Source organism: Thiomicrospira sp. (assembly GCF_014859555.1).
In the GTDB taxonomy this organism is placed as follows: Bacteria; Pseudomonadota; Gammaproteobacteria; order Thiomicrospirales; family Thiomicrospiraceae; genus Thiomicrospira.
Window position 1 is genome coordinate 1 of sequence record NZ_JACUTY010000038.1, and the last position, 20,075, is coordinate 20,075.

Below are 20,075 nucleotides of genomic sequence, written 5' to 3' on the forward strand. Positions count from 1 at the left end.
CCTTCAGGTTCACGCCTTGATCTGAAAAACTTGGCGTTGCCAGAATGAATCAGGGTTTAATCGAGGTGCCCAATAATCAAGCGAAAGGAGGCAAGTTGAATTCGGACATCCAGTTTCAACGGTTTTTGAAAGATTGGTTTGATACACCAATGGGACAAGCCTTATTTGAACAAGAGCGCGCGCTGGTCGAAAAAGAAATGCCGCGTTTGTTTGGTTATTATTTGGTACAAGTCGGGCAGGCTTCTCGACAGAGTTTATTGCAGACCAGTCGCATAAAAACCAAGGTGGTGTTGGATAACCAGATAAATCCCGCAATTAGTGATCTTCAGGTGCTCGCCGATCTCGACTTCCTACCTTTTAAAGAAGACAGTTTGGATGTGGTGTTTATGCCGCATAGCTTGGAATCGGTCGCCGATCCATACCATTTGGTTCGCCAAGTAGATCGAATGTTAATGGCTGAAGGCGTGCTGATGATTTCAGGTTTTAACCCTTATGGTTGCAGTTTAGTACGCAGTTATTTGAGCGGCGCACGCAAAGAGCTTAAACAAGCCAACTTAATCAAAATGCACCGCATTATTGATTGGTTGAATTTGTTAGGTTATGACATTCAGGTGGCTCAGCACGGCCCAATTTCGTGTTTTAAACAGCGCAGCGAACGCTTAGACTCTTGGTTTTGGTTGAATGTCGAACGTTTCGAAGGTTGGTTAGAGCGTATCGGCATTCATTTCGGCAACGTTTATATTATCGTCGCCAAAAAACGTGTAGTCACACCCACGCCAGTTGGGCTGGATTGGAAGTTGGCAAACTGGTTACCGGTGCGCAAACCCCAAGCGGTGACCTCATGCGATAGCCACAATAGCAAACAAACACATAACAAATAGTTAGAGGATCGGTTTTGCAATTAGTTGAAATTTTTACCGACGGCGGTTGCCGCGGAAACCCAGGCCCTGGCGGTTGGGGTGTTTTGCTAAGATTTAAAGAACAACAAAAACACCTGAAAGGCTCAGAGCCAGAAACCACCAACAACCGGATGGAGTTAATGGCCGCGATCCAGGCATTTGAATCGCTCAAACGACCTTGTGAAGTGGTGATTACGACCGATTCTCAGTACGTAAAAAATGGCGTAACCCAATGGATGGCTAACTGGAAAAAACGCGGTTGGAAAACTGCCAATAATAAGCCAGTTAAAAACCAAGATTTATGGCAGCGACTAGAACTGGCCATGCAAGGCCATAAAGTTGACTGGCGTTGGGTCAAAGGTCACAGTGGACATATTGAAAACGAAACCGTCGATGGCTTGGCGAATCAAGCAATTGATGATTTATTAGGAGTGACGAATGAAGCTTAATCAATTTAAAACCTGGGCCGCGCTCGGCATGGGTTGTCTGCTATCGTCCAGTGTATGGGCGTTAGAAGTAAATGGCCCATTAGTGCAGGGCGCTTGGGTGCCATTAAAAGTAGAGCCTAACAGCACAATCGAATTCGAAAACCGTCGCCTTACGGCTGACCCTCAAGGCTTGGCTTTAATTGCGTTTTCACGTGATGCGAAACCCAAGCTAAATCTGACGGTCACGCTACCTAACGGTACAAAGCAGCAGCATGAGTTAAGTGTGGTGCAACGTGATTATCTTATTCAGCGTATTGACGGTTTGCCTTCGAGGCACGTCACGCCGGATGAAGCGACCTTGAAAAAAATCCGCGCCGATGGCGAAAAGGCGGCGCAAGCACGCAAACTGGATTTGCGGATGCCGTATTTTCAAAATGGCTTTGATTGGCCAGCCGAAGGTTGGATCACCGGCGTATATGGTAGTCAACGAATTTTAAATGGTCACGCGCGTGCGCCACACATGGGACTCGATATCGCCAGTAAAACCGGCACACCAATTTACGCGCCAGCCTCCGGCCAAATCACGCTAGCGGAGTCGATGGAGCTCAGTGGCAATACTGTTTTTATTGACCACGGTTATGGTCTGCGTTCGAGTTTTATGCATTTAGAAGATATGTTGGTCAAAGAGGGTGAAGTGGTCGAACGGGGTCAGTTGGTGGCCACTATGGGCGCCACGGGTCGGGCCACTGGCCCGCATTTACATTGGGGTATGAGTTGGTTTAATGTACGACTGGATCCGGCGTTAATTTTTGAATTACCACGTGATTTAATACGCGGTGATAAAATTGTCAGTAACCAAGTCGTATTTGATGAGACCCAAGCGAGAAATTAATAACCCGATATCCAGGCCGCTCGATCAGGGGTTAATCGAGGTCCTCCTCCGTTATCTGCTTAACATTAATCTGTGAACCACCAGGCCTGCTGCCTGGTTTATTGGGCGTTTTGTTCAATAACAGCTTGCACGCTGTCGGCATTTTCTTGCATGCCCAATTGCTCATAAGACGCTTTTAACAGTTTTAAGGCTTTTAAATTAGTCTGAGCCAGCGGGTAATCTTCAATCAATTGTTTGGTGCGGGTCGCGGCGGCCATATAGGCTTTACGTTTATAATAATATTCCGCCACTTGGAGTTGACTGCGCGCTAAACGATTGGTCAGAATAATTAACCGTTGCTGAGACGGCTGGGCATACACGCTGTCGGGGAATTTTTCAATCACTTCCTGGTAAGCACGATAAGCTTGGCGAGACGATTTGGTATCCCGATTCGCCGGATCGGTAATGTATTTGTCCAGCCAGCTTTGGTTAATTGAATCGGCCGCGACGGCTTTTAAATAATAGGCATAATCTAACCGGCTATGGCGTGGATAAAGTCGAATAAATTCTTCTAGTTCGCGAATCGCCGATTGCGGTTCATCATAACGATAATAGGAATAAGCCAGTTCTAGATAAGATTGCTCTGCGTAAACGCCGTAAGGAAAGTTGGCTTTGAGTTTTTCGTAGTATTCAATCGCCATGCTCCACTGGCTACTATCAAACTCCTTTTTAGCCTTTTCATAAAACTCTTCAACCGTCCATTCAGACTCGGGTTTCATTAGTAGAGAGGAGCAGCCAGATGTCAGGCTGATAAAAAAGCTGGTAAAGATGATCAGTGAAAGCGTTCTTAACATAGGTTCTCGGTTACAATATGAGCCAAAATAATCACGAAATAGTATCACACAATAAGGATGTTCGCTTGAGTAGTCAGACCCTGTCCGTAAAAATTCCAGCCGCACACATGGGCGCCCGTTTGGACGCCGTGTTAGCGAGTGAGTTTTCGCAATATTCGCGTAGCCGATTACAAAATTGGTTGAAGCAGGGTGCGGTTACCTTGGACGGCAAAGTCGTGACCAAACCCCGCCATATTGTTTTGGGCGGTGAGAAGGTCGAAGTTAAGGTGTTAAGCGAAGATGAAACCGATATAGAAGCTCAGCCGATTGAGCTGGATATTGTTTATGAAGACAATGCGATTCTCGTGATCAATAAACCAGCAGGCCTGGTGGTGCATCCCGGTGCGGGAAACCCAGACGGTACGGTAATGAACGCCTTGCTTTATTACGCACCGGCTTTGCGCGAAGTCCCGCGCGCCGGGATTGTGCATCGTTTGGATAAAGACACATCCGGTTTAATGGTGGTCGCCAAAACCCTACAAGCGCAAACCCATTTGGTTGATCAGCTGCAACGCCATGATGTTGAGCGTGTTTACGATGCCTTAGTGGTCGGCAATATGATTTCAGGCGGCACCATTAATAAACCTATTGGTCGCCATGTGCACGATCGTAAACGCATGGCAGTGCGCACCGCAGGCGGCAAACCAGCGGTCAGTCACTATCGTGTCGCCGAAAAGTTTCGGGCCCACACCCACGTTAAAGTTAGCCTAGAAACGGGCCGCACTCACCAGATTCGTGTCCATATGGCTTATCTGGGTTTCCCATTATTAGGTGATCCGGTTTATGGTCAGCGCTTACGTATTCCAAAACAAATGATGCCGGAGTTCGTTGAGTTGTTGCGCAACTTCAAACGTCAAGCACTTCACGCAGGCGTGCTGAGTCTGATGCACCCAGAAACCGGCAAAATCTTAAAATGGAAAGCGCCCATTCCGGATGACATGGCGTTGCTGATTGATATATTGCGCGACGACCAAGTCGACTTTATCGCCAACCGCAATAACGCCTACGATGAATTTGACTATGATTACGACGTTGAAGTCGAATGGGTAACCGATGATGACATCCCCGACGATTGATTTGGCGCTGATTCAACCGAATTGGCCAAGTGTCACTTCGGTTCAAGCCTGTACCACCACACGCCAAGGCGGCGTCAGCTTGCCGCCTTATGATGCACTTAATCTCGCCTATCATGTGCAAGATAACCCACAAGCGGTGAGTCAAAACCGACAGCTTCTTGCCCAAAGACTTAAACTGACAGACATTGTTTGGCTGGATCAACAACACACTACGGATTGTTTATATGTAGATTGTGTTCCTCAACAAATACCCGTCACTGACGCGGTTTGGACCGACCAACCAGGCCTGGTGCTTGCTGTTATGACCGCCGATTGTTTGCCGATATTATTAACCAATGGCAAACGGATTTGTGCGATTCATGCCGGTTGGCGTGGTTTGTTAGATGGCATTATTGAAAATAGTCTAAAGCAATGTGTCACCAGGCCTGGTGATGGCTGGCAAGCTTGGATTGGCCCGGCGATTTCAGCCGAGTTTTTTGAAGTAGGCGATGAAGTCCGTCAAGCCTTTGTACAAAAACACCCAACATTTGATCAATTTTTTCAGCCGCACGGCGACAAATGGTTAGCAGATCTAGCCGCCATGGCCGAGCAGATATTGCGTTTGCACGGCATTCAAAACGTCACCCAATCTAACCTGTGTTCCTACGCCGATTCTGATCGTTTCTACTCCTACCGCCGAGATCAAACCACTGGACGCATGGCTAGTTTGATCTGGATAAACACCCCCTGATTACGATAAAACCCAGCCGAAAATTAAACCTGATTTTAATGTGAGGAACGCCTCTAGGCCGAGCCTAAATAAAATATTTAGGTATAACTAAATATTTTATTGACACTGATTGCCTATAAATTAAAATACAAAAATATTAAATTTTATCACTCCAAATTATTTTAGGAATCCGTCTATGCGCCTACACAAAGTTAACAAACGCCCGCTTGTTTTAGCCAGTGCCAGTCTTAGTGGTTTACTGGCGGCGCCATTTAGCTATGCCGATCAAAGCGATACCAGTCAATTAGAAAGAGTCAGCGTGGTTCATAGCGGCTCAATTATGAGCCAGACCGAAAGTGAAGTGGTGCGCCCGGTGGCCGTTATCGAAGGCGAGGAAATGGAAAAACGTCGGGCTGGTACCATTGGTGAAGCTTTGGATGGCTTGCCGGGAATCAGTAACGCCGACTTCGGGCCCGGCGTCGGTCGTCCGGTTATTCGAGGTTTGCAAGGCTCACGGGTTGCGGTGCTAGAAGATGGCTCACGCACCAGTGATGTGTCGGGCGAAGGTCAGGATCATGCGGTCGCCAGTTCAACCTTGCGGGCGGATTCGGTTGAAGTCATTCGTGGCCCGGCCATGTTGCTTTATGGCTCAGGTGCCACCGGTGGGGTGGTTAATGTAGTATCTGGGCGTTTTAGTCCGATTATTGGTGAGCGCGTAAATGGCGCCGCCCAAGCGTCGTATGGCACCAATGGTCATGATCGCCGTAGCGGAGTTGAAATTGAAGTGCCGTTTAATGAAAAAATGGCACTACGCGCCGATCTTGATATGCGACAAACCGATAACTTCTCAATAAACGGCTACCAAACCGCCGATGGCGAAGGTAAAAAAGGTGAGCTTCTTAACAGCGATGTTGAAAATCAAAACGCCTCGATAACGGGTGTTTATGCTGGCGAACGTGGCTTTGTTGGTCTCGGCTTCAGTAGCCTAAAGAATGATTATGGTATTCCAGAACCCAATTATCCGGCTGAATATGCTCGCATCGAATCTGCATCTAAACGGTTGGACTTACGTGCCGAACTTTATAATCCTTTGCCTGGCTTCAATACCGCACGCTTCAATTTGGCTTATACCAATTATTATCAAGAAGAATGGGAATATGTTGATGGTAAGAAGGATGGTATGGATGCGGTTTTTAAGCAAAAAGAACTAGATGCCCGTATTGAAATGACGCATAACCCAATAGCCGATTGGCGCGGCGTGGTGGGTTTTGACTTTAACCAGGTTAAGTTTGAAGCTGAAAATGAGGCGGACGCCTTCTTTATTCGCCCAAGTGAAAAACAAACTCTAGGTCTATTTAGCATGCAGGAAAAACCCACCCATTTCGGCCAAATCGAACTCGGCTTAAGGGTGGGTTACGACCAATACGACCCAGAAAAACAAACCGAATCGAGTGTCGCCGGGGATAGCGTCACCTTTGCGGGCGACACCATAAACTTTGAAACCGACCCCGGCACCCAAAGCTTTTTAACCACGGGTGTCGCATTGGGAGCGGTGTTTAATCTAGATGATCAACACAAACTTAGAGTCGGTATTAGCCGTTCTGAAGCCGCTCCAGGCCCAGAACAGCTTTATGCGTTTGGTCGTCACGCGGCCTCGGGCACGTTTGAAATAGGTAATCCCAATCTAACCAAAGAAACCTATTTAAATAGCGAAATAGGTTTAATGCGTCAGCAGGGCGCTTTGCGTTATGAAGCTACCGCATTTGCAAACTTGGTCGACAACTTTGTGTATTTTGCATTTGATGATGATAACGCTGAACCAAGACGCGTTGATGCGGATGGTGTTAACGATCCAACCGGCGAACTGATGGTCTATAACCAACAAGCCGATGCGCTGTTTTACGGGATCGAGGCCAGCGCCGCGATTGATTTAGATACAAGCTTACCCTTGACATTACGCACCAGTGGCGACTACCTACGTGGCGAGCTGCAAGCTGGCGGTAATCTGCCACGTATGACGCCACCGCGTATTGGCTTGGGTGCGGACACTCGCTGGCAAGATATGCAGTTCAGCGTTGATTATCGCTACCACTTTAAACAAACCCATACCGCAGAAGCGGAAACCACAACCGATGCCTATGCGACCGTGGGTTTTGACTTGGTCTATACCCCAAGCCAACTCAAACAGCTTAGAGTGTTTTTACAAGGGCGTAACCTGACAGACACCGATGGCCGCTTACATCAAAGCTTCTTTAAAGACCAAGCGCCAATAGTGGGCCGTAACTTCACCGCCGGTGTAGGTTACCAATTCTAACCGCCATGCTTAAGCACGTTATCAATAAAATCAATTAGATAGCCTGCTTGAGCTTTTTTGTCTATGAGCATTAACTCTTCCAAAAAGATCTTGTTTAAGCGAATAATTAATCAAGGTCTCATCGACGCAATCTTGCACTTGTAACCAGGCCTGGTGGTGTTAGTTGGTTGCCAACTTGTTAATAACCCTGCTTTAAAATACTGTCCATTTTCTCAACCGCTTCGGGTAGGCCTGAGATGATGACGGTGTCGTTGGCGCGTAAGCGCGTATTTTCGTCTGGATTTTCGCCACGAACGGAGCCGCGTTTGACCGCGTCAACATGCACGCCGTTATCGGCAAATGGCAGTTCTTTAAGGCGTTTACCTATCGCAAATGCACTTTCATCCAAGCTTATGGCATGAATAATGCCGCCTTGAATTTGAGGGGCACCAGTCCGGATGTCGGATTCACCGGCATAGAAGTTGGCGAGTAGGCTATAGCGGTCTTCACGCGCTTTGCGAGTTTCTTTTATTACTTGGCTGGCCGGATGTCCCAGCATTAATAGCAAGTGCGAAGACAGCATGATGCTGGATTCGAAAATATCTGGAATCACCTCGGTTGCGCCGGCGTCCAAAAACTCTTGCAGGTGGCTGTCATCCTGGGTTCTAACCAATACCGGAATATCGCTACGAATTTGACGAATCGCGTTGAGGGTTTTTAACGATACGTGGTGATCGTGATAGGTAATGATGATGACCTTGGCTTTGTCGATTTTGCAGGAATGCAAAATGTCGGCTTTGGCCGCATCTCCGTAATAAACTGGCTCACCAGCGAGTTGCGCTTCTTTAATGCGTGAGATATCGAGATCAAGCGCGACAAACGGAAAATTGGCGTTGTTTAAGAAACGCTTGGTCGTTTGACCAACACGCCCAAAACCACAAAGAATAACGTGATCTTTGAGATACTCGGTTTCTTGTTCAATCATGTTTTCCATTTGTTTGCGTTCAGCCGAATAACCCGTGCTTAAAAGGCTGGTTAAACGGCCATTATATTTAACCAAAAGCGGGGCTGCCATCATGCTTAATACCGCAGAAGATAATAGAATTTGGCCAATTTCGGTTGGCAAAAGATTGTAGGTGAAACCCAGTGTCATAATAACCAAGCCAAATTCGCCAACTTGGCCGAGGGTGATCGCGGTACGAACAGACACGCCACCGGATTTATTAAAGATGAACCGCATTAAACCGTAAATAATCAAGGCCTTAAGTAACATAATGCCTAGGGTGATACTTAAGACCATCAATAGGTTTTCGTAAATCACCATAGGGGCAATCATCATGCCGACGGTAATGAAAAACAGCCCTAATAACACATCTTGGAAAGGTCGAATATCCGCTTCGATTTGGTGGCGGTATTCTGTTTCGCCCAGCATCATACCGGCTAAAAAAGCCCCCAGCGTTAAGGATAAACCGATTTCTTCGGTTAAAGCCGCTGAGCCAAGTGCGACAAATAACACGGTTAACATAAAGAGTTCGGTCGATTTCGCGGAAGCTACTTCATGAAACAGTGGGCGCAAAACATAACGACCTAATAACAGCATTAACACCACAACCAATAGGCCTTTTAAAAACGACATGCCCAATGCGGAGCCTAAAGAAACATCCGATTGAGTCAGGGCCAAGGCGGGAATTAAGATCAATAACGGAATCGCGATAATGTCTTGGAAAATCAGCATACCCACCGCGCTACGACCATGACGAGATTGGATTTCACCTTGTTCGGTGAGCTGTTTAATCACGATGGCTGTTGATGAGAGCGCGAAGGCGCTGGCGATCACAATGCTGGTATTAGTATCCAGTCCGAAGGCTTGCGCGATGACAAACACCACTCCACCGGTCACAAATACCTGCAAGGCACCCAGTCCAAATACCAGGTTACGCATGGCTTTCATTTGCGCTAAGGAGAACTCTAAACCAATTGAAAACAGCAAAAATACGATACCAATTTCGGCTAAGAATAACGTGTTGGCTTCGTTTTGAATTAAACCCAATACACCAGGGCCAACAATGATGCCAACAAAAATATAGCTAAGAATGGGGGGCATATGAAAACGTCTGGACAATGAAACCGTTAAAACGGCCAAGCCCAAAAGCATCACCACCATTAATAAAATATGGCCTTGACCTGAATGATCCATTGTTAAACCCTATTCGCTTTAACTAAGTATTGAGCTTGTTTACGGCTCGTAAAATCAAATTTAAATAAACTCAAAACGCATCGAAAGGTCGACCGCTTGAATATGTTTGGTAATCGCGCCGGTTGAAATAAAATCCACCCCTGTGCTGGCGAGAGTTTTGAGCTGGGCGATTTCGACATTGCCTGAGGCTTCGAGTTTGGCGCGTCCGGCCACTAACTGGATGGCTTGTTTAATCATGTCGATGCTAAAGTTGTCCAGCATAATAATATCGGCTTGTGCCGCCACTGCGAGTTCGACTTCCGCTAGGTTTTCGGTTTCGACTTCGACCGATACGCCAGGGTGCTGTTGTTTTGCACGTGTCACCGCCTGGGTTAAATTACCACAAGCCATAATGTGATTTTCTTTAATTAAGATCGCGTCATACAAACCAAAACGATGGTTTTGGCCACCGCCACAGTTTACGGCATATTTTTGTGCCAAACGTAAACCAGGTAGGGTTTTTCGGGTATCAAGCAGGCGAGTTTTTTGACCGTTTAGTTCAGCTACATAACGTGCGGTAACCGTGGCGGTAGCGGATAGGGTTTGCAAGAAATTTAACGCAGTACGTTCACCAGTCAGAATTTTGCGTGCATTACCAAGGATTTCACAAAGCAATTGATCGGCTTTAACGGCATCACCTTCTTCGCAATGCCAGTTGATTTGTAGAGCCGGATCAAGCTGCTTAAACACCTCATCAAACCAAGGGCGGCCACACACAATGGCCTCTTCTCGACAAATTATGCGGGCATGAGCTTGGGTTTGCGGATCAATTAAGTCGGCCGTTAAGTCGGCGTGTCCGAGGTCTTCCTTAAGTGCAAAACGCACGCACGCGGTTAAATCCTTAAAAAAATGATCCATAGGTTACTCAGTGTTTGCTTTAAAATGTTTAAATGGCGGGATGAAAATATGCACGCGATTATACACCAAAACACAGTTCAGACTGAATGCGAAAGGATGAAATCCAATTGAAAACGAGGCATGTAAATGCACAAAGCGGCCGCTTAGAAGACGCGGAATGGATCGCTAGCCCCAACTTCGAGCCCCGACCACCAGGCCTGGTGCCAGAGTTAATTGTGGTGCATGGTATCAGTTTGCCGCCCGATGAATTTGGTGGGCGCGGAGTGGAGCAGCTTTTTACTAATCAACTTAATCCGCAAGAAGATAGTTATTATCAAGGCATAGACGGCTTAAAAGTCTCGTCACATTTGTTTATTCGGCGCGGCGGCGAAGTGATTCAGTTTGTTGATTTTAACCAACGTGCATGGCATGCCGGGGTGTCGTGTTTTGATGGGCGTGAAAACTGTAATGATTTTTCGATTGGAATCGAACTCGAAGGTGCGGATCATATCGCTTATACCGCCAGTCAATATGACAGCTTGGCGTCGGTAGTTTTAGCACTTCAGCAAGCGTATCCCAGTTTACATAACAAGGCCGTAGTCGGGCATAGCGATATTGCGCCGGGGCGCAAAACCGACCCGGGCCCGTTATTTAATTGGGCGGCGTTAAGACGTTTAACGAGTTCAGACACTCAGCCAAATTAAAGCGTTTTTTATCTGAATTCAGGATTGGTTTAAGCGATCCAACCGTTTTCTTTATTTTTACCCGATTTAGTTTGGTTGGGTTTGGGGCGAAACTTCATGCAGGCTTCGCCAGAGGTTTCAAACACAACTTGGCTGGGCAAACGCGAGGTTTTAAAGCCAAATGCTTTGCAACCACGGGGTTTGCTGGCTTCCCAAGTAATGTAGAAGTGTTGGCAACGGAAGCAGTCAATGTTTTTCATAATCAATATTTTTCATGCGTGTTCATAAGATTCGTCAATTAGCCAAGCTAACAGGGTGTGCTATTATTGTCGCACTTTTTTAAAGATTGTCATTATCAAATAGCGCCTATTGAGTTGGGTTGTTAAGTGTAAAGGAAATTGTATGGGAAAAATCGGCTTGTTTTATGGAACAGATACCGGCAATACCGAACGGGTTGCCGACTTAATTAAGCAGCAGTTTGGTGCGGATCTGGTAGATGTGCATGATATTGCCTCGGCTAAGAAATCAGATTTTGACCAGTATGATAAGTTGATTCTTGGTCAACCCACCTGGTATTACGGCGAACGCCAAAGTAGTTGGGACGATTTTTGGGAAGATTTCCGCTCAATCGACTTTAGCGGTAAAACTGTCGCCTGTTTTGGTTTAGGCGATCAGGCTGATTATGCTGAATACTTTGTGGATGCGATTGGCATGATGCACGATGTGGTGCTTGAAAATGGCGGTACCCCAGCCGGATATTGGTCAACTGAAGGTTACCAGTACGACGAATCCAAAGCGGCGACTGAGGACGGTGAGTTTTTTGTTGGCTTAGCTTTAGATGAAGATCAACAACCGGAATTAACGGAAACGCGTATTGCCGAATGGGTCGCGCAGGTTAAAGACGAAATGGAGCTTTAAGCGGCCCATTTATAAATAACGCATGGGTTGCATGTGTTGTAGATCAAATAAAAAACCCTTAGCACCAGGCCTGGTGCTAAGGGTTTTTCGTTTAATTGCGTTACGTTTAACCGCGTAAACTCATTTGTTTCCAGCCTTTTTCCTTCGCCACTTGAGTTAAGCGTGGGTCAGCATCAACCGCAATCGGATAACTCACTTGTTCCAGTAACGGCAAATCGTTGTGCGAATCTGAATAGAAATAACTGTCTTCTAGGGTTTCATCATGCTGTTTAAGCCAGTCGGCTAAGCGTGTGACTTTACCTTGCTGAAACGACGGAACGCCAGCAACACGTCCAGTGAAGCGACCTTCCTGTATTTCCGGTTCGGTACCAATCAATTCGTTAATGCCTAATTTCTCAGCAATGGGCCGAGTAATAAAGGTATTAGTCGCCGTAATAATAAGAGGGCGGTGACCTTGAGATCTGTGCTCTTCAATCAAAGCTTGCGCTTGCGGCAGCATAATGGGTTCAATCATTTCGCGCATAAAATCATTATGCCAAGCCAGTAACTGTTCCATTGAATGCAAAGTTAGCGGTTTGAGTGAAAAAGCTTGGTATTCAAAAATATCCAAATCACCGCTTTGATATTGCTGGTAAAAACGCTCGTTTGCACGACGGTATTCGTCGGCATCAATCAGTTGGTTTTTAACCAAAAATTCGCCCCAAAGATAGTCGCTGTCGCCTCCAATTAAGGTGTTGTCTAAATCAAAAATGGCCAAGCTCATGCCGAGTTCCTACTGCTAAAAATAAAAAGAATCCTAAACCAAGCTTGGCTTTTCAACAATGCTTAACCAAACAATTAGTAAAAATAAACAGTTTTGATTGAAAAGATACGGCCTTTTAGGCATTATTAGTCCCAATTGGAATAGTTTGGCTAAAAAGCCATAGTTTAGGAATTTTTTGTGATAGATCAGGATGGGTACCGCTTAAATGTGGGCATTATTATTGCCAATAAACAGGGCAAGCTGTTCTGGGGTAAGCGTATTCAGCAAGAAGCCTGGCAATTTCCGCAAGGCGGCATTCGCGAAAGCGAAACCCCTCAGCAAGCTGTGTTTCGTGAATTGCGCGAAGAAGTAGGGCTGTCGCCTTCGGATGTGCGCGTGTTAGGTAAAACAACCGATTGGTTACATTATGACCTGCCAAAACACCTGATTCGTCACTATAGCCAGCCAGTTTGTGTAGGGCAAAAACAAATTTGGTTTTTGCTGGGGTTAGAAAGCGCCGACGATGCGATTAACTTAGCCGATCATCCTACACCGGAGTTTGAAACCTGGACCTGGGTGGATTATTGGCGTCCGGTGCAGGAAGTCGTCAATTTTAAACAGTCGGTATATCATCTCGCTTTAACCGAACTGGAAGACGCATTACATAAGTTCTGGTTACCCAAGTAATCCAACTCTCAAACCTTTCTAAAAATGTAAGCACCAGGCCTGGTGCTTCTAGGGTTGTTAGCCTTAGGTCGGGTTTTTTAGCTGCAAAAAATGCCAATTTTTTATGCACTTTTGATGCGCAATTTTGGGTTGGACAGGCTCGCACGCTGTTTTTCGACCCAAAAAGTGGTATGATTCCCGCCATTAATTTTTCTAAAAAACGGTAAAGACCGCGCCCAATCAGGCGTTTACAGGCTTTTAGTTAAACCCAATAGCCCAAAAGTCTTTATTTTTGTTCAGAGTGAATCGCTAAACCCGCGATTCACTCAGTTAAAACCCAAGAGGTGAATGTATGAGCGATCAGTTCATTGATCAAGATCCACAAGAAACACAAGAGTGGCTTGATGCGTTAGAAGCCGTTGTTCAGTTTGAAGGGACCGATAAGGCCCACCATCTGATTGCAACCTTGATTGAAAAAGCCCGTGTTCACGGCATCGATATTCCTTATTCAGCTAATACTCCTTATATCAATACCATTGCACTTGAAGAACAAGACAATTATCCAGGTGATTTAACTCTGGAACAGCGTGTGCGTTCAATTTTGCGTTGGAACGCGATGGCGATGGTAGTAAAAGCCAACAAGGAAACCGGTGTAGGCGGTCATATTGCTTCTTACGCTTCTAGTTGTACCTTGTATGAAGTGGGCATGAACCACTTCTTTAAAGGACCGGATCATGAACTGGGCGCGGATATGATCTTTTTCCAAGGTCATACTGCACCAGGTATGTATGCGCGTGCTTTCCTAGAAGGCCGTTTGGAAGAAGATAAATTGAAAAACTTCCGTCAAGAAGTAGACGGTAATGGTCTGTCTTCTTATCCACACCCTTGGTTAATGCCAGACTTCTGGCAGTTCCCAACCGTCTCTATGGGTTTAGGCCCATTAATGGCGATTTACCAAGCACGTTTCATGAAATACATGGATTCACGTGGGTTAGCGAAAACCGAAGGCCGTAAAGTTTGGGCTTATTTAGGTGATGGCGAGATGGATGAGCCGGAATCGCGCGGCGCGATTCAGTTGGCGCAGCGTGAACGTTTGGACAACTTAATTTTCGTGGTGAACTGTAACCTACAGCGTTTGGACGGCCCGGTACGTGGTAACGGCAAAATCATTCAAGAACTTGAAGGCATGTTCCGTGGCGCAGGCTGGAACGTGATTAAAGTATTGTGGGGCTCTGGTTGGGATACCTTGTTAACGAAAGACACCAGCGGCAAGTTAATTGAACGCATGGGCGAAGTCGTGGACGGTGAATACCAGGCTTATAAAGCCAAAAATGGTGCTTGGGTTCGCGAACATTTCTTTGGTAAGTATCCAGAAACCGCTGAATTGGTTAAAGATATGACCGACGGTGAAATCTTTAAGCTAACACGTGGCGGTCACTCGCCGCGTAAAATATATAACGCCTATAAACGTGCCAGCGAAACCAAAGGTATGCCATCGGTTATCTTGGCTAAAACCGTTAAAGGTTATGGCATGGGCGAGTTTGGTGAAGCGGCGAACAGCGCACACCAACAGAAAAAGTTGGATATTCATGGCTTGAAATACTTCCGTGACCGTTTCTCTGTACCGATTTCGGATGAGCAATTGGAAAAAGAAGTGCCGTTTTATCGTCCAGAAGCCGATAGCCCTGTGATGAAGTATGTTGAAGAACGCCGTGCCGAATTAGGGGGCTCGTTGCCATGTCGTAAAGACACCTCCGAAGCGCTGCAAGCGCCAGAGTTAGACGCATTCAAAATGTTGCTAGAAGGCACCGGCGATCGCGAAATGTCGACCACCATGGCGTTTGTTCGTGTGTTGTCTATTTTGTTGCGTGATAAAGAATTAGGCAAACGTGTTGTACCAATCATTCCCGACGAAGCACGAACGTTTGGTATGGAGGGTTTGTTCCGTCAGGTGGGTATTTACGATCCAGCGGGTCAGTTATATGAGCCGGTCGATTCGGATCAGTTGATGTGGTACAAAGAATCATCAAATGGTCAGGTGTTGGAAGAAGGTATTAACGAAGCCGGTGCCATGTCATCATGGGTTTCAGCGGCGACCGCTTATGCCAACTACGGCGTCAGCATGATTCCTTTCTATATCTACTATTCCATGTTCGGTTTCCAACGTATTGGTGACTTGGCTTGGGCGGCGGGCGATTCGCGTGCACGTGGTTTCTTAATCGGCGGCACAGCCGGTCGTACCACGTTGGAAGGTGAAGGTTTACAGCACCAAGATGGTCATAACTTGGTGATGTTTGATGCCGTACCTAACTGCTTAAGTTACGATCCAACATTCGGTTACGAAATGGCCGTGATTATTCAAGACGGCCTGAAGCGTATGATGCAGAACAAAGAAGACGTGTTCTATTACATCACCGCAATGAATGAAAACTACACTCACCCAGCTATGCCAAAAGGCGCAGAAGAGGGTATTTTGAAAGGGATTTACTCCTTTAAGAAATCGACTTCCAAGTCTAAGACTCGCGTACAGCTAATGGGTTCAGGCACCATCTTCCGCGAAGTGATTGCCGCGGCGGAATTGCTAGAGCAAGATTGGAAAGTAGCGGCGGATATTTGGTCAGTACCTAGCTTTAACTTACTACGCCGCGAAGGTATTGAAGTTGAGCGCTGGAACACCTTGCACCCAACCGCTAAAGCCAAAGTGCCTTATGTCACCCAAGTATTGGCGGATGCAAAAGGGCCGTTTATTGCCGCAACCGATTACATTCGTGATTATGCAAACCGTATTCGTGAATATGTACCGGGCGATTTCCATGTATTGGGTACCGATGGTTTCGGGCGTTCAGATACACGTGAACAGTTGCGTAAATTCTTCGAAGTGAACCGCCATTATGTGGTGGTAGAAGCCTTAAAAGGGCTTGCCAAGCAAGGTCAGATTAAACCTGATGTCGTGCAGCAAGCGATTGATAAATACGGCTTGGATGCAGAAAAAACCTATCCAGTTCACGCATAAAATTGCTCACAAGGGCGCAACTCAAAAGGGCGCGCTCTTGTTTGACTAAGGAAAAATGTTATGGCGAAAATTCAATTTATAGTGCCCGATATTGGTGATTTTGATTCGGTTGACGTGATCGAAGTGTTAGTAAACGAAGGCGATCAAATTCAAGTTGACGATTCGGTACTAACACTTGAGTCGGATAAAGCGACGATGGAAGTGCCTTCTACTCATTCGGGTAAGGTCAGTAATATTCAGGTTAAGGTCGGCGATAAAGTGGCACAAGGCACTTATATTTTCGATATCGAAGTTGATGAAGCTGAAAAACCAGCGGAACCGGCTAAGACTGAAACCAAAGCGGAAACCAAGCCTGCATCAGCGCCTCAAGCGGCGGCTGCACCAGCGCCTAAGTTGCACGAACAAACCCATGCGAGCTCAGTAGGTTTACCTACCGCGGCATCTGTTTCAAATACGCCTAAGCCGGTGAACCATCAGTCGATGGGCGCGGTCAGCCATGCCTCACCTGCCGTGCGTGCGTTTGCACGTGTGTTGGGTGTCGATTTGTCGGGTGTAAACGGTTCAGGTACGAAAGGGCGTGTCCTTAAAACCGACGTTGAAAGCTTTGTTAAGTCTGTCATGCAAGGCCAAACTTCGGTAGGCGGCACACAAGGTTCTGGTATTCCGCCAGTTCCAACTGTCGATTTCAGCCAGTTTGGTGAAACCGAAGAGATCGAACTCAGTCGTATTAAAAAGTTGTCGGGCAAACATTTGTCGATGGCTTGGTTAAATATTCCGCACGTTACTCAGTTTGACGAGTGTGACATTACCGAGATGGACAAGTTCCGCAAAGACATGAAAGACCAGGCTGAAAAAGCCGGGGTTAAACTGACACCGTTGGTGTTCATTATGAAAGCCGTGGTTGCAGGCTTAAAAGCCTTCCCAAATTTCAATGCATCCTTGTCTCCTGACGGTCAGAAATTGATTCGCAAAGGTTATTACAACATCGGTATTGCGGTGGATACACCAAATGGCTTGGTGGTACCTGTCGTGCGTGATGTCGATAAAAAATCAATCTTTGAATTATCTCGTGATTTGATGGAACTCAGCACCAAAGCACGCGACGGCAAACTTTCGCCTAAAGATATGTCGGGCGGTTGTTTCAGTATTTCAAGCCTAGGCGGCATTGGTGGCACGCAGTTTACACCGATAGTGAATGCGCCAGAAGTTGCCATCATGGGTGTGTCGAAAGCCTCAATCCAGCCAGTTTGGGATGGTTCAGAATTTAAACCTCGTTTGGTAATGCCTTACAGCATTTCATACGACCATCGCGTGGTTGATGGGGCGGAAGGCGTGCGCTTTAGTACGCTTGTGGGTCAGCATTTGGCCGATATCCGTCAATTATTACTCTAAGCAAGGGAGCCTAATATGAGTCAAATCGTAGAGATTCGTATTCCAGATATTGGCGACTTTGCTGATGTGGATGTCATTGAAGTATTAGTTGCCCAAGGCGACGAAGTGGTACAAGACGATTCGTTGTTAACGCTGGAATCAGACAAAGCCACCATGGAAGTGCCAGCGGCCTTGTCTGGTCGTATCACCGAACTAACCGTTTCGGTAGGCGACAAGGTTCGTCAAGGCAGCGTGATTGGCAAAATGGAAGTGGCGGATGAAAGCCCAGCCAAGTTGACTGAGCAAAAAGCGGAATCTAAGCCAGAATCTAACGCTCAAGCCAATACACAAACCTCAGCACAACCTGCACCGCAAGCGGTGTCGTCAAAAGACTTACCGCCAGCAGACAAAACTTGCCAAGTGCTCGTTCTAGGCGGTGGTCCAGGTGGTTATACCGCGGCTTTCCGTGCAGCGGATTTGGGCAAACAAGTGATTTTGGTTGAACGTTATCCGGTGATCGGTGGCGTGTGTCTAAACGTGGGTTGTATTCCGTCTAAAGCCTTACTGCATATGTCAGTGGTGTTAAACGAAACCCAAGAAATGGCGGCACACGGCATTGAATTTGCCAAGCCAAAAATCAACTTGGACAAGATGCGCGATTATAAAAACAGCGTGATCACCAAATTGACCGGCGGCCTAGCGGCGTTAGCGAAACAACGTAAAGTTGAAATCGTGCAGGGTTACGGCAAGTTCAGCTCAGCTAATACGGTTACTGTTACTGCAGAAGACGGCAGCGAACAAACCATCGCGTTTGAAAAAGCCGTGATCGCCGCCGGTTCACGTGTGGTTAAACTGCCGTTTATTCCACATGACGATCCGCGTGTGATGGACTCAACCGATGCGTTAGAACTTGAAGAAGTACCGAAACGTTTATTGGTGATCGGTGGCGGCATTATCGGTTTAGAAATGGCGCAGGTTTACGACTCATTGGGTTCAAAAGTAACCGTGGTCGAACTGGGCGATAACATTATTCCAGGTGCCGACAAAGACTTAACGCGTCCATTGTTAAAGAAAATCAAAGCACGTTACGAAAACATTTTCCTAAAATCCAAAGTCACCCATGTTGAAGCCGCCAAAGGCGGACTAGTCGTGTCGTTTGAAGGTAAAGATTGCCCAGCGCAAGACACCTTTGATCGTGTATTGGTGGCGGTCGGTCGCACACCAAACGGTAAGCTGATTGATGCTGAAAAAGCCGGTATTGTGGTGAACGATTGGGGCTTTATCGAAGTCGATGAACGTCAAAAAACCAATGTTGATCACATTCACGCCATTGGCGATATCGTGGGTCAGCCTATGCTGGCGCATAAAGCGGTACACGAAGGCAAAGTGGCGGCGGAAGTGATTTGTGATATGCCAAGCGCGTTTACGCCAATGGGTATTCCAAGCGTGGCTTATACTGATCCAGAAGTCGCGTGGGCCGGTAAAACCGAAGAACAGCTTAAAGCCGAAGGCATTGAGTACGAAAAAGGCGTATTCCCTTGGGCGGCCTCGGGTCGTAGCTTAAGCTTAGGCCGTGATGAAGGCATGAGTAAATCATTATTCTGCGCCAAAACCCATCGTCTATTAGGCGCGGGTATTGTCGGGCCGAATGCCGGTGAATTGATTGCCGAAGCCATGTTGGCGATTGAAATGGGCGCGGATATGCAAGATATCGGCTTAACCATTCACCCGCATCCAACCCTAAGCGAAACCTTTGCGTTCGCCGCGGAAATGGCGGAAGGCACGATTACTGACTTGATCGCACCAAAGAAGAAAAAGTAGCGTTAATTGCTTATTTTTGCTTAAATGAAACCCGCGCTTAAAAACGCGGGTTTTTTTATTTTTATCTTGAATTTGAATTTGAATGGAGCATTAAGTGTTTATAGCTATTACTTCTTTAGCAGGTTTAATTTTAGGCGCCGTATTGCAGTTCATATTCACTAAGTACCTTCAAAGCAAAAAACACCAAAGAAACATGAGGGCGACAGCATACGCAGATTATTTATTGTGTGTAAGTGAACATGCCAATTTAGGGTTACAGGAAAACTCTGTAGATGGACGGCTATTAGCCGCGAAAACAGCTGATGCAAAGTGCAGAATATCGTTATATGGTGCGTCAGATGTAATCAGTTCTTTTGCAAAATTCGAACGATTAGGCGCGACAATGAAAACACCTGAACAATGTCGTTCGTTCACTGAAATGGTTGTTGCAATGCGAAAAGATACCTTGGGTGGTAATGAGAAGGTTTCTGCAAAAGATATAGAGACAGTCGTGTTGGGTGTAGGTTAGCCTGAAAGTATCTTGAATCACGTGCTGTCAGGCTAATTAGAAATTATATTTGAAAGTTAAGTGTCTTGATTCATCAACACATCAATGTCATCTTGGCTTAAATAGTCTAAC

Annotated in this window: 18 protein-coding genes; 13 read left to right on the forward strand and 5 right to left on the reverse strand. The window is 46.5% G+C overall.

The features are described from left to right. Window positions 1–44: 44 nt before the first annotated feature. The 3 genes from IBX48_RS07090 to IBX48_RS07100 are packed head-to-tail and all read left to right on the forward strand — an operon-like array spanning window position 45 to window position 2,219. Complete coding sequence (locus IBX48_RS07090; protein ID WP_296832345.1) at window positions 45–881, forward strand: methyltransferase domain-containing protein; 837 nt, start codon at window positions 45–47, stop codon at window positions 879–881. A 14-nt stretch (window positions 882–895) separates the two neighbouring features. Beyond that, a complete protein-coding gene (gene rnhA / locus IBX48_RS07095) occupies window positions 896–1,348 on the forward strand; it encodes a ribonuclease HI (RefSeq protein WP_296832349.1) in 453 nt (150 codons plus the stop codon). Then, a complete protein-coding gene (locus IBX48_RS07100; RefSeq protein ID WP_296832353.1) occupies window positions 1,338–2,219 on the forward strand; it encodes a M23 family metallopeptidase in 882 nt (293 codons plus the stop codon). Before rnhA ends, IBX48_RS07100 begins: the two co-directional genes overlap by 11 nt. A 98-nt stretch (window positions 2,220–2,317) precedes the next feature. Here the strand turns inward: IBX48_RS07100 and IBX48_RS07105 are convergent, their stop codons facing one another. Beyond that, complete coding sequence (locus IBX48_RS07105; protein ID WP_296832356.1) at window positions 2,318–3,052, reverse strand: outer membrane protein assembly factor BamD; 735 nt, start codon at window positions 3,050–3,052, stop codon at window positions 2,318–2,320. A gap of 65 nt (window positions 3,053–3,117) precedes the next feature. Here IBX48_RS07105 and rluD point away from each other — a divergent pair, with 65 nt between their 5' ends. The 3 genes from rluD (at window position 3,118) to IBX48_RS07120 (ending at window position 7,190) form a co-directional block, all read left to right on the forward strand. Beyond that, on the forward strand, window positions 3,118–4,167 hold the full coding sequence (gene rluD / locus IBX48_RS07110) for a 23S rRNA pseudouridine(1911/1915/1917) synthase RluD (RefSeq protein WP_296832359.1): 1,050 nt from the start codon (window positions 3,118–3,120) through the stop codon (window positions 4,165–4,167). Continuing rightward, on the forward strand, window positions 4,145–4,897 hold the full coding sequence (pgeF, locus tag IBX48_RS07115) for a peptidoglycan editing factor PgeF (RefSeq protein WP_296832362.1): 753 nt from the start codon (window positions 4,145–4,147) through the stop codon (window positions 4,895–4,897). Before rluD ends, pgeF begins: the two co-directional genes overlap by 23 nt. Before the next feature lie 175 nt (window positions 4,898–5,072). After that, complete coding sequence (locus tag IBX48_RS07120) at window positions 5,073–7,190, forward strand: TonB-dependent receptor (RefSeq protein WP_296832365.1); 2,118 nt, start codon at window positions 5,073–5,075, stop codon at window positions 7,188–7,190. A gap of 178 nt (window positions 7,191–7,368) precedes the next feature. Here IBX48_RS07120 and IBX48_RS07125 read toward each other — a convergent pair whose 3' ends face one another. Together IBX48_RS07125 and nadC are read right to left on the reverse strand one after the other, a co-directional pair. After that, a complete protein-coding gene (locus IBX48_RS07125; RefSeq protein ID WP_296832372.1) occupies window positions 7,369–9,366 on the reverse strand; it encodes a monovalent cation:proton antiporter-2 (CPA2) family protein in 1,998 nt (665 codons plus the stop codon). A 60-nt stretch (window positions 9,367–9,426) separates the two neighbouring features. Then, on the reverse strand, window positions 9,427–10,263 hold the full coding sequence (nadC, locus tag IBX48_RS07130; RefSeq protein ID WP_296832374.1) for a carboxylating nicotinate-nucleotide diphosphorylase: 837 nt from the start codon (window positions 10,261–10,263) through the stop codon (window positions 9,427–9,429). Window positions 10,264–10,370: 107 nt separating this feature from the next. Between nadC and ampD the strand changes: the two genes are divergently transcribed. After that, window positions 10,371–10,946 carry a 1,6-anhydro-N-acetylmuramyl-L-alanine amidase AmpD gene (ampD, locus tag IBX48_RS07135; RefSeq protein WP_296832376.1) on the forward strand — a complete coding sequence of 192 codons (576 nt, stop codon included), beginning with the start codon at window positions 10,371–10,373 and terminating at the stop codon, window positions 10,944–10,946. Between the two features lie 29 nt (window positions 10,947–10,975). On the opposite strand, the gene IBX48_RS07140 is transcribed toward ampD, so the two are convergent. Further along, the gene (locus IBX48_RS07140) at window positions 10,976–11,185 is read right to left on the reverse strand and encodes a uracil-DNA glycosylase (RefSeq protein ID WP_296832379.1); all 210 of its coding nucleotides are present in this window, start codon (window positions 11,183–11,185) and stop codon (window positions 10,976–10,978) included. 142 nt (window positions 11,186–11,327) lie between these two features. Here IBX48_RS07140 and IBX48_RS07145 point away from each other — a divergent pair, with 142 nt between their 5' ends. Beyond that, a complete protein-coding gene (locus tag IBX48_RS07145; RefSeq protein ID WP_296832382.1) occupies window positions 11,328–11,843 on the forward strand; it encodes a flavodoxin in 516 nt (171 codons plus the stop codon). Between the two features lie 106 nt (window positions 11,844–11,949). Here the strand turns inward: IBX48_RS07145 and IBX48_RS07150 are convergent, their stop codons facing one another. Continuing rightward, complete coding sequence (locus IBX48_RS07150) at window positions 11,950–12,606, reverse strand: HAD family hydrolase (protein ID WP_296832384.1); 657 nt, start codon at window positions 12,604–12,606, stop codon at window positions 11,950–11,952. A gap of 177 nt (window positions 12,607–12,783) precedes the next feature. On the opposite strand from IBX48_RS07150, the gene IBX48_RS07155 reads away from it, so the two are divergent. The 5 genes from IBX48_RS07155 to IBX48_RS07175 all read left to right on the forward strand — a co-directional run bounded on the left by IBX48_RS07155 (window position 12,784) and on the right by IBX48_RS07175 (window position 19,964). Beyond that, a complete protein-coding gene (locus IBX48_RS07155; RefSeq protein WP_296832387.1) occupies window positions 12,784–13,272 on the forward strand; it encodes an RNA pyrophosphohydrolase in 489 nt (162 codons plus the stop codon). A 331-nt stretch (window positions 13,273–13,603) separates the two neighbouring features. Beyond that, the gene (gene aceE, locus IBX48_RS07160) at window positions 13,604–16,264 is read left to right on the forward strand and encodes a pyruvate dehydrogenase (acetyl-transferring), homodimeric type (protein WP_296832390.1); all 2,661 of its coding nucleotides are present in this window, start codon (window positions 13,604–13,606) and stop codon (window positions 16,262–16,264) included. A gap of 60 nt (window positions 16,265–16,324) precedes the next feature. After that, entirely contained in the window at window positions 16,325–17,656 is a 1,332-nt protein-coding gene (gene aceF, locus IBX48_RS07165) for a dihydrolipoyllysine-residue acetyltransferase (RefSeq protein ID WP_296832393.1), read from the forward strand. A gap of 15 nt (window positions 17,657–17,671) precedes the next feature. Beyond that, window positions 17,672–19,456 (forward strand): dihydrolipoyl dehydrogenase, encoded by a 1,785-nt coding sequence (lpdA, locus tag IBX48_RS07170; RefSeq protein WP_296832396.1) that lies wholly within the window; start codon window positions 17,672–17,674, stop codon window positions 19,454–19,456. A 94-nt stretch (window positions 19,457–19,550) separates the two neighbouring features. Then, window positions 19,551–19,964, forward strand: coding sequence for a hypothetical protein (locus IBX48_RS07175; RefSeq protein ID WP_296832399.1), 414 nt, complete (start codon window positions 19,551–19,553; stop codon window positions 19,962–19,964). The last annotated feature ends 111 nt before the right edge of the window (window positions 19,965–20,075 follow it).

Bases quoted from the DNA above. Each gene is read 5' to 3' on its own strand.
- nadC (WP_296832374.1), bottom strand. From the start codon at position 10,263: ATGGATCATTTTTTTAAGGATTTAACCGCGTGCGTGCGTTTTGCACTT.
- IBX48_RS07120 (WP_296832365.1), top strand. From the start codon at position 5,073: ATGCGCCTACACAAAGTTAACAAACGCCCGCTTGTTTTAGCCAGTGCC.
- IBX48_RS07125 (WP_296832372.1), bottom strand. From the start codon at position 9,366: ATGGATCATTCAGGTCAAGGCCATATTTTATTAATGGTGGTGATGCTT.
- IBX48_RS07105 (WP_296832356.1), bottom strand. From the start codon at position 3,052: ATGTTAAGAACGCTTTCACTGATCATCTTTACCAGCTTTTTTATCAGC.
- pgeF (WP_296832362.1), top strand. From the start codon at position 4,145: ATGATGACATCCCCGACGATTGATTTGGCGCTGATTCAACCGAATTGG.
- IBX48_RS07140 (WP_296832379.1), bottom strand. From the start codon at position 11,185: ATGAAAAACATTGACTGCTTCCGTTGCCAACACTTCTACATTACTTGG.
- IBX48_RS07145 (WP_296832382.1), top strand. From the start codon at position 11,328: ATGGGAAAAATCGGCTTGTTTTATGGAACAGATACCGGCAATACCGAA.
- aceF (WP_296832393.1), top strand. From the start codon at position 16,325: ATGGCGAAAATTCAATTTATAGTGCCCGATATTGGTGATTTTGATTCG.
- IBX48_RS07150 (WP_296832384.1), bottom strand. From the start codon at position 12,606: ATGAGCTTGGCCATTTTTGATTTAGACAACACCTTAATTGGAGGCGAC.
- IBX48_RS07100 (WP_296832353.1), top strand. From the start codon at position 1,338: ATGAAGCTTAATCAATTTAAAACCTGGGCCGCGCTCGGCATGGGTTGT.
- aceE (WP_296832390.1), top strand. From the start codon at position 13,604: ATGAGCGATCAGTTCATTGATCAAGATCCACAAGAAACACAAGAGTGG.
- lpdA (WP_296832396.1), top strand. From the start codon at position 17,672: ATGAGTCAAATCGTAGAGATTCGTATTCCAGATATTGGCGACTTTGCT.
- IBX48_RS07090 (WP_296832345.1), top strand. From the start codon at position 45: ATGAATCAGGGTTTAATCGAGGTGCCCAATAATCAAGCGAAAGGAGGC.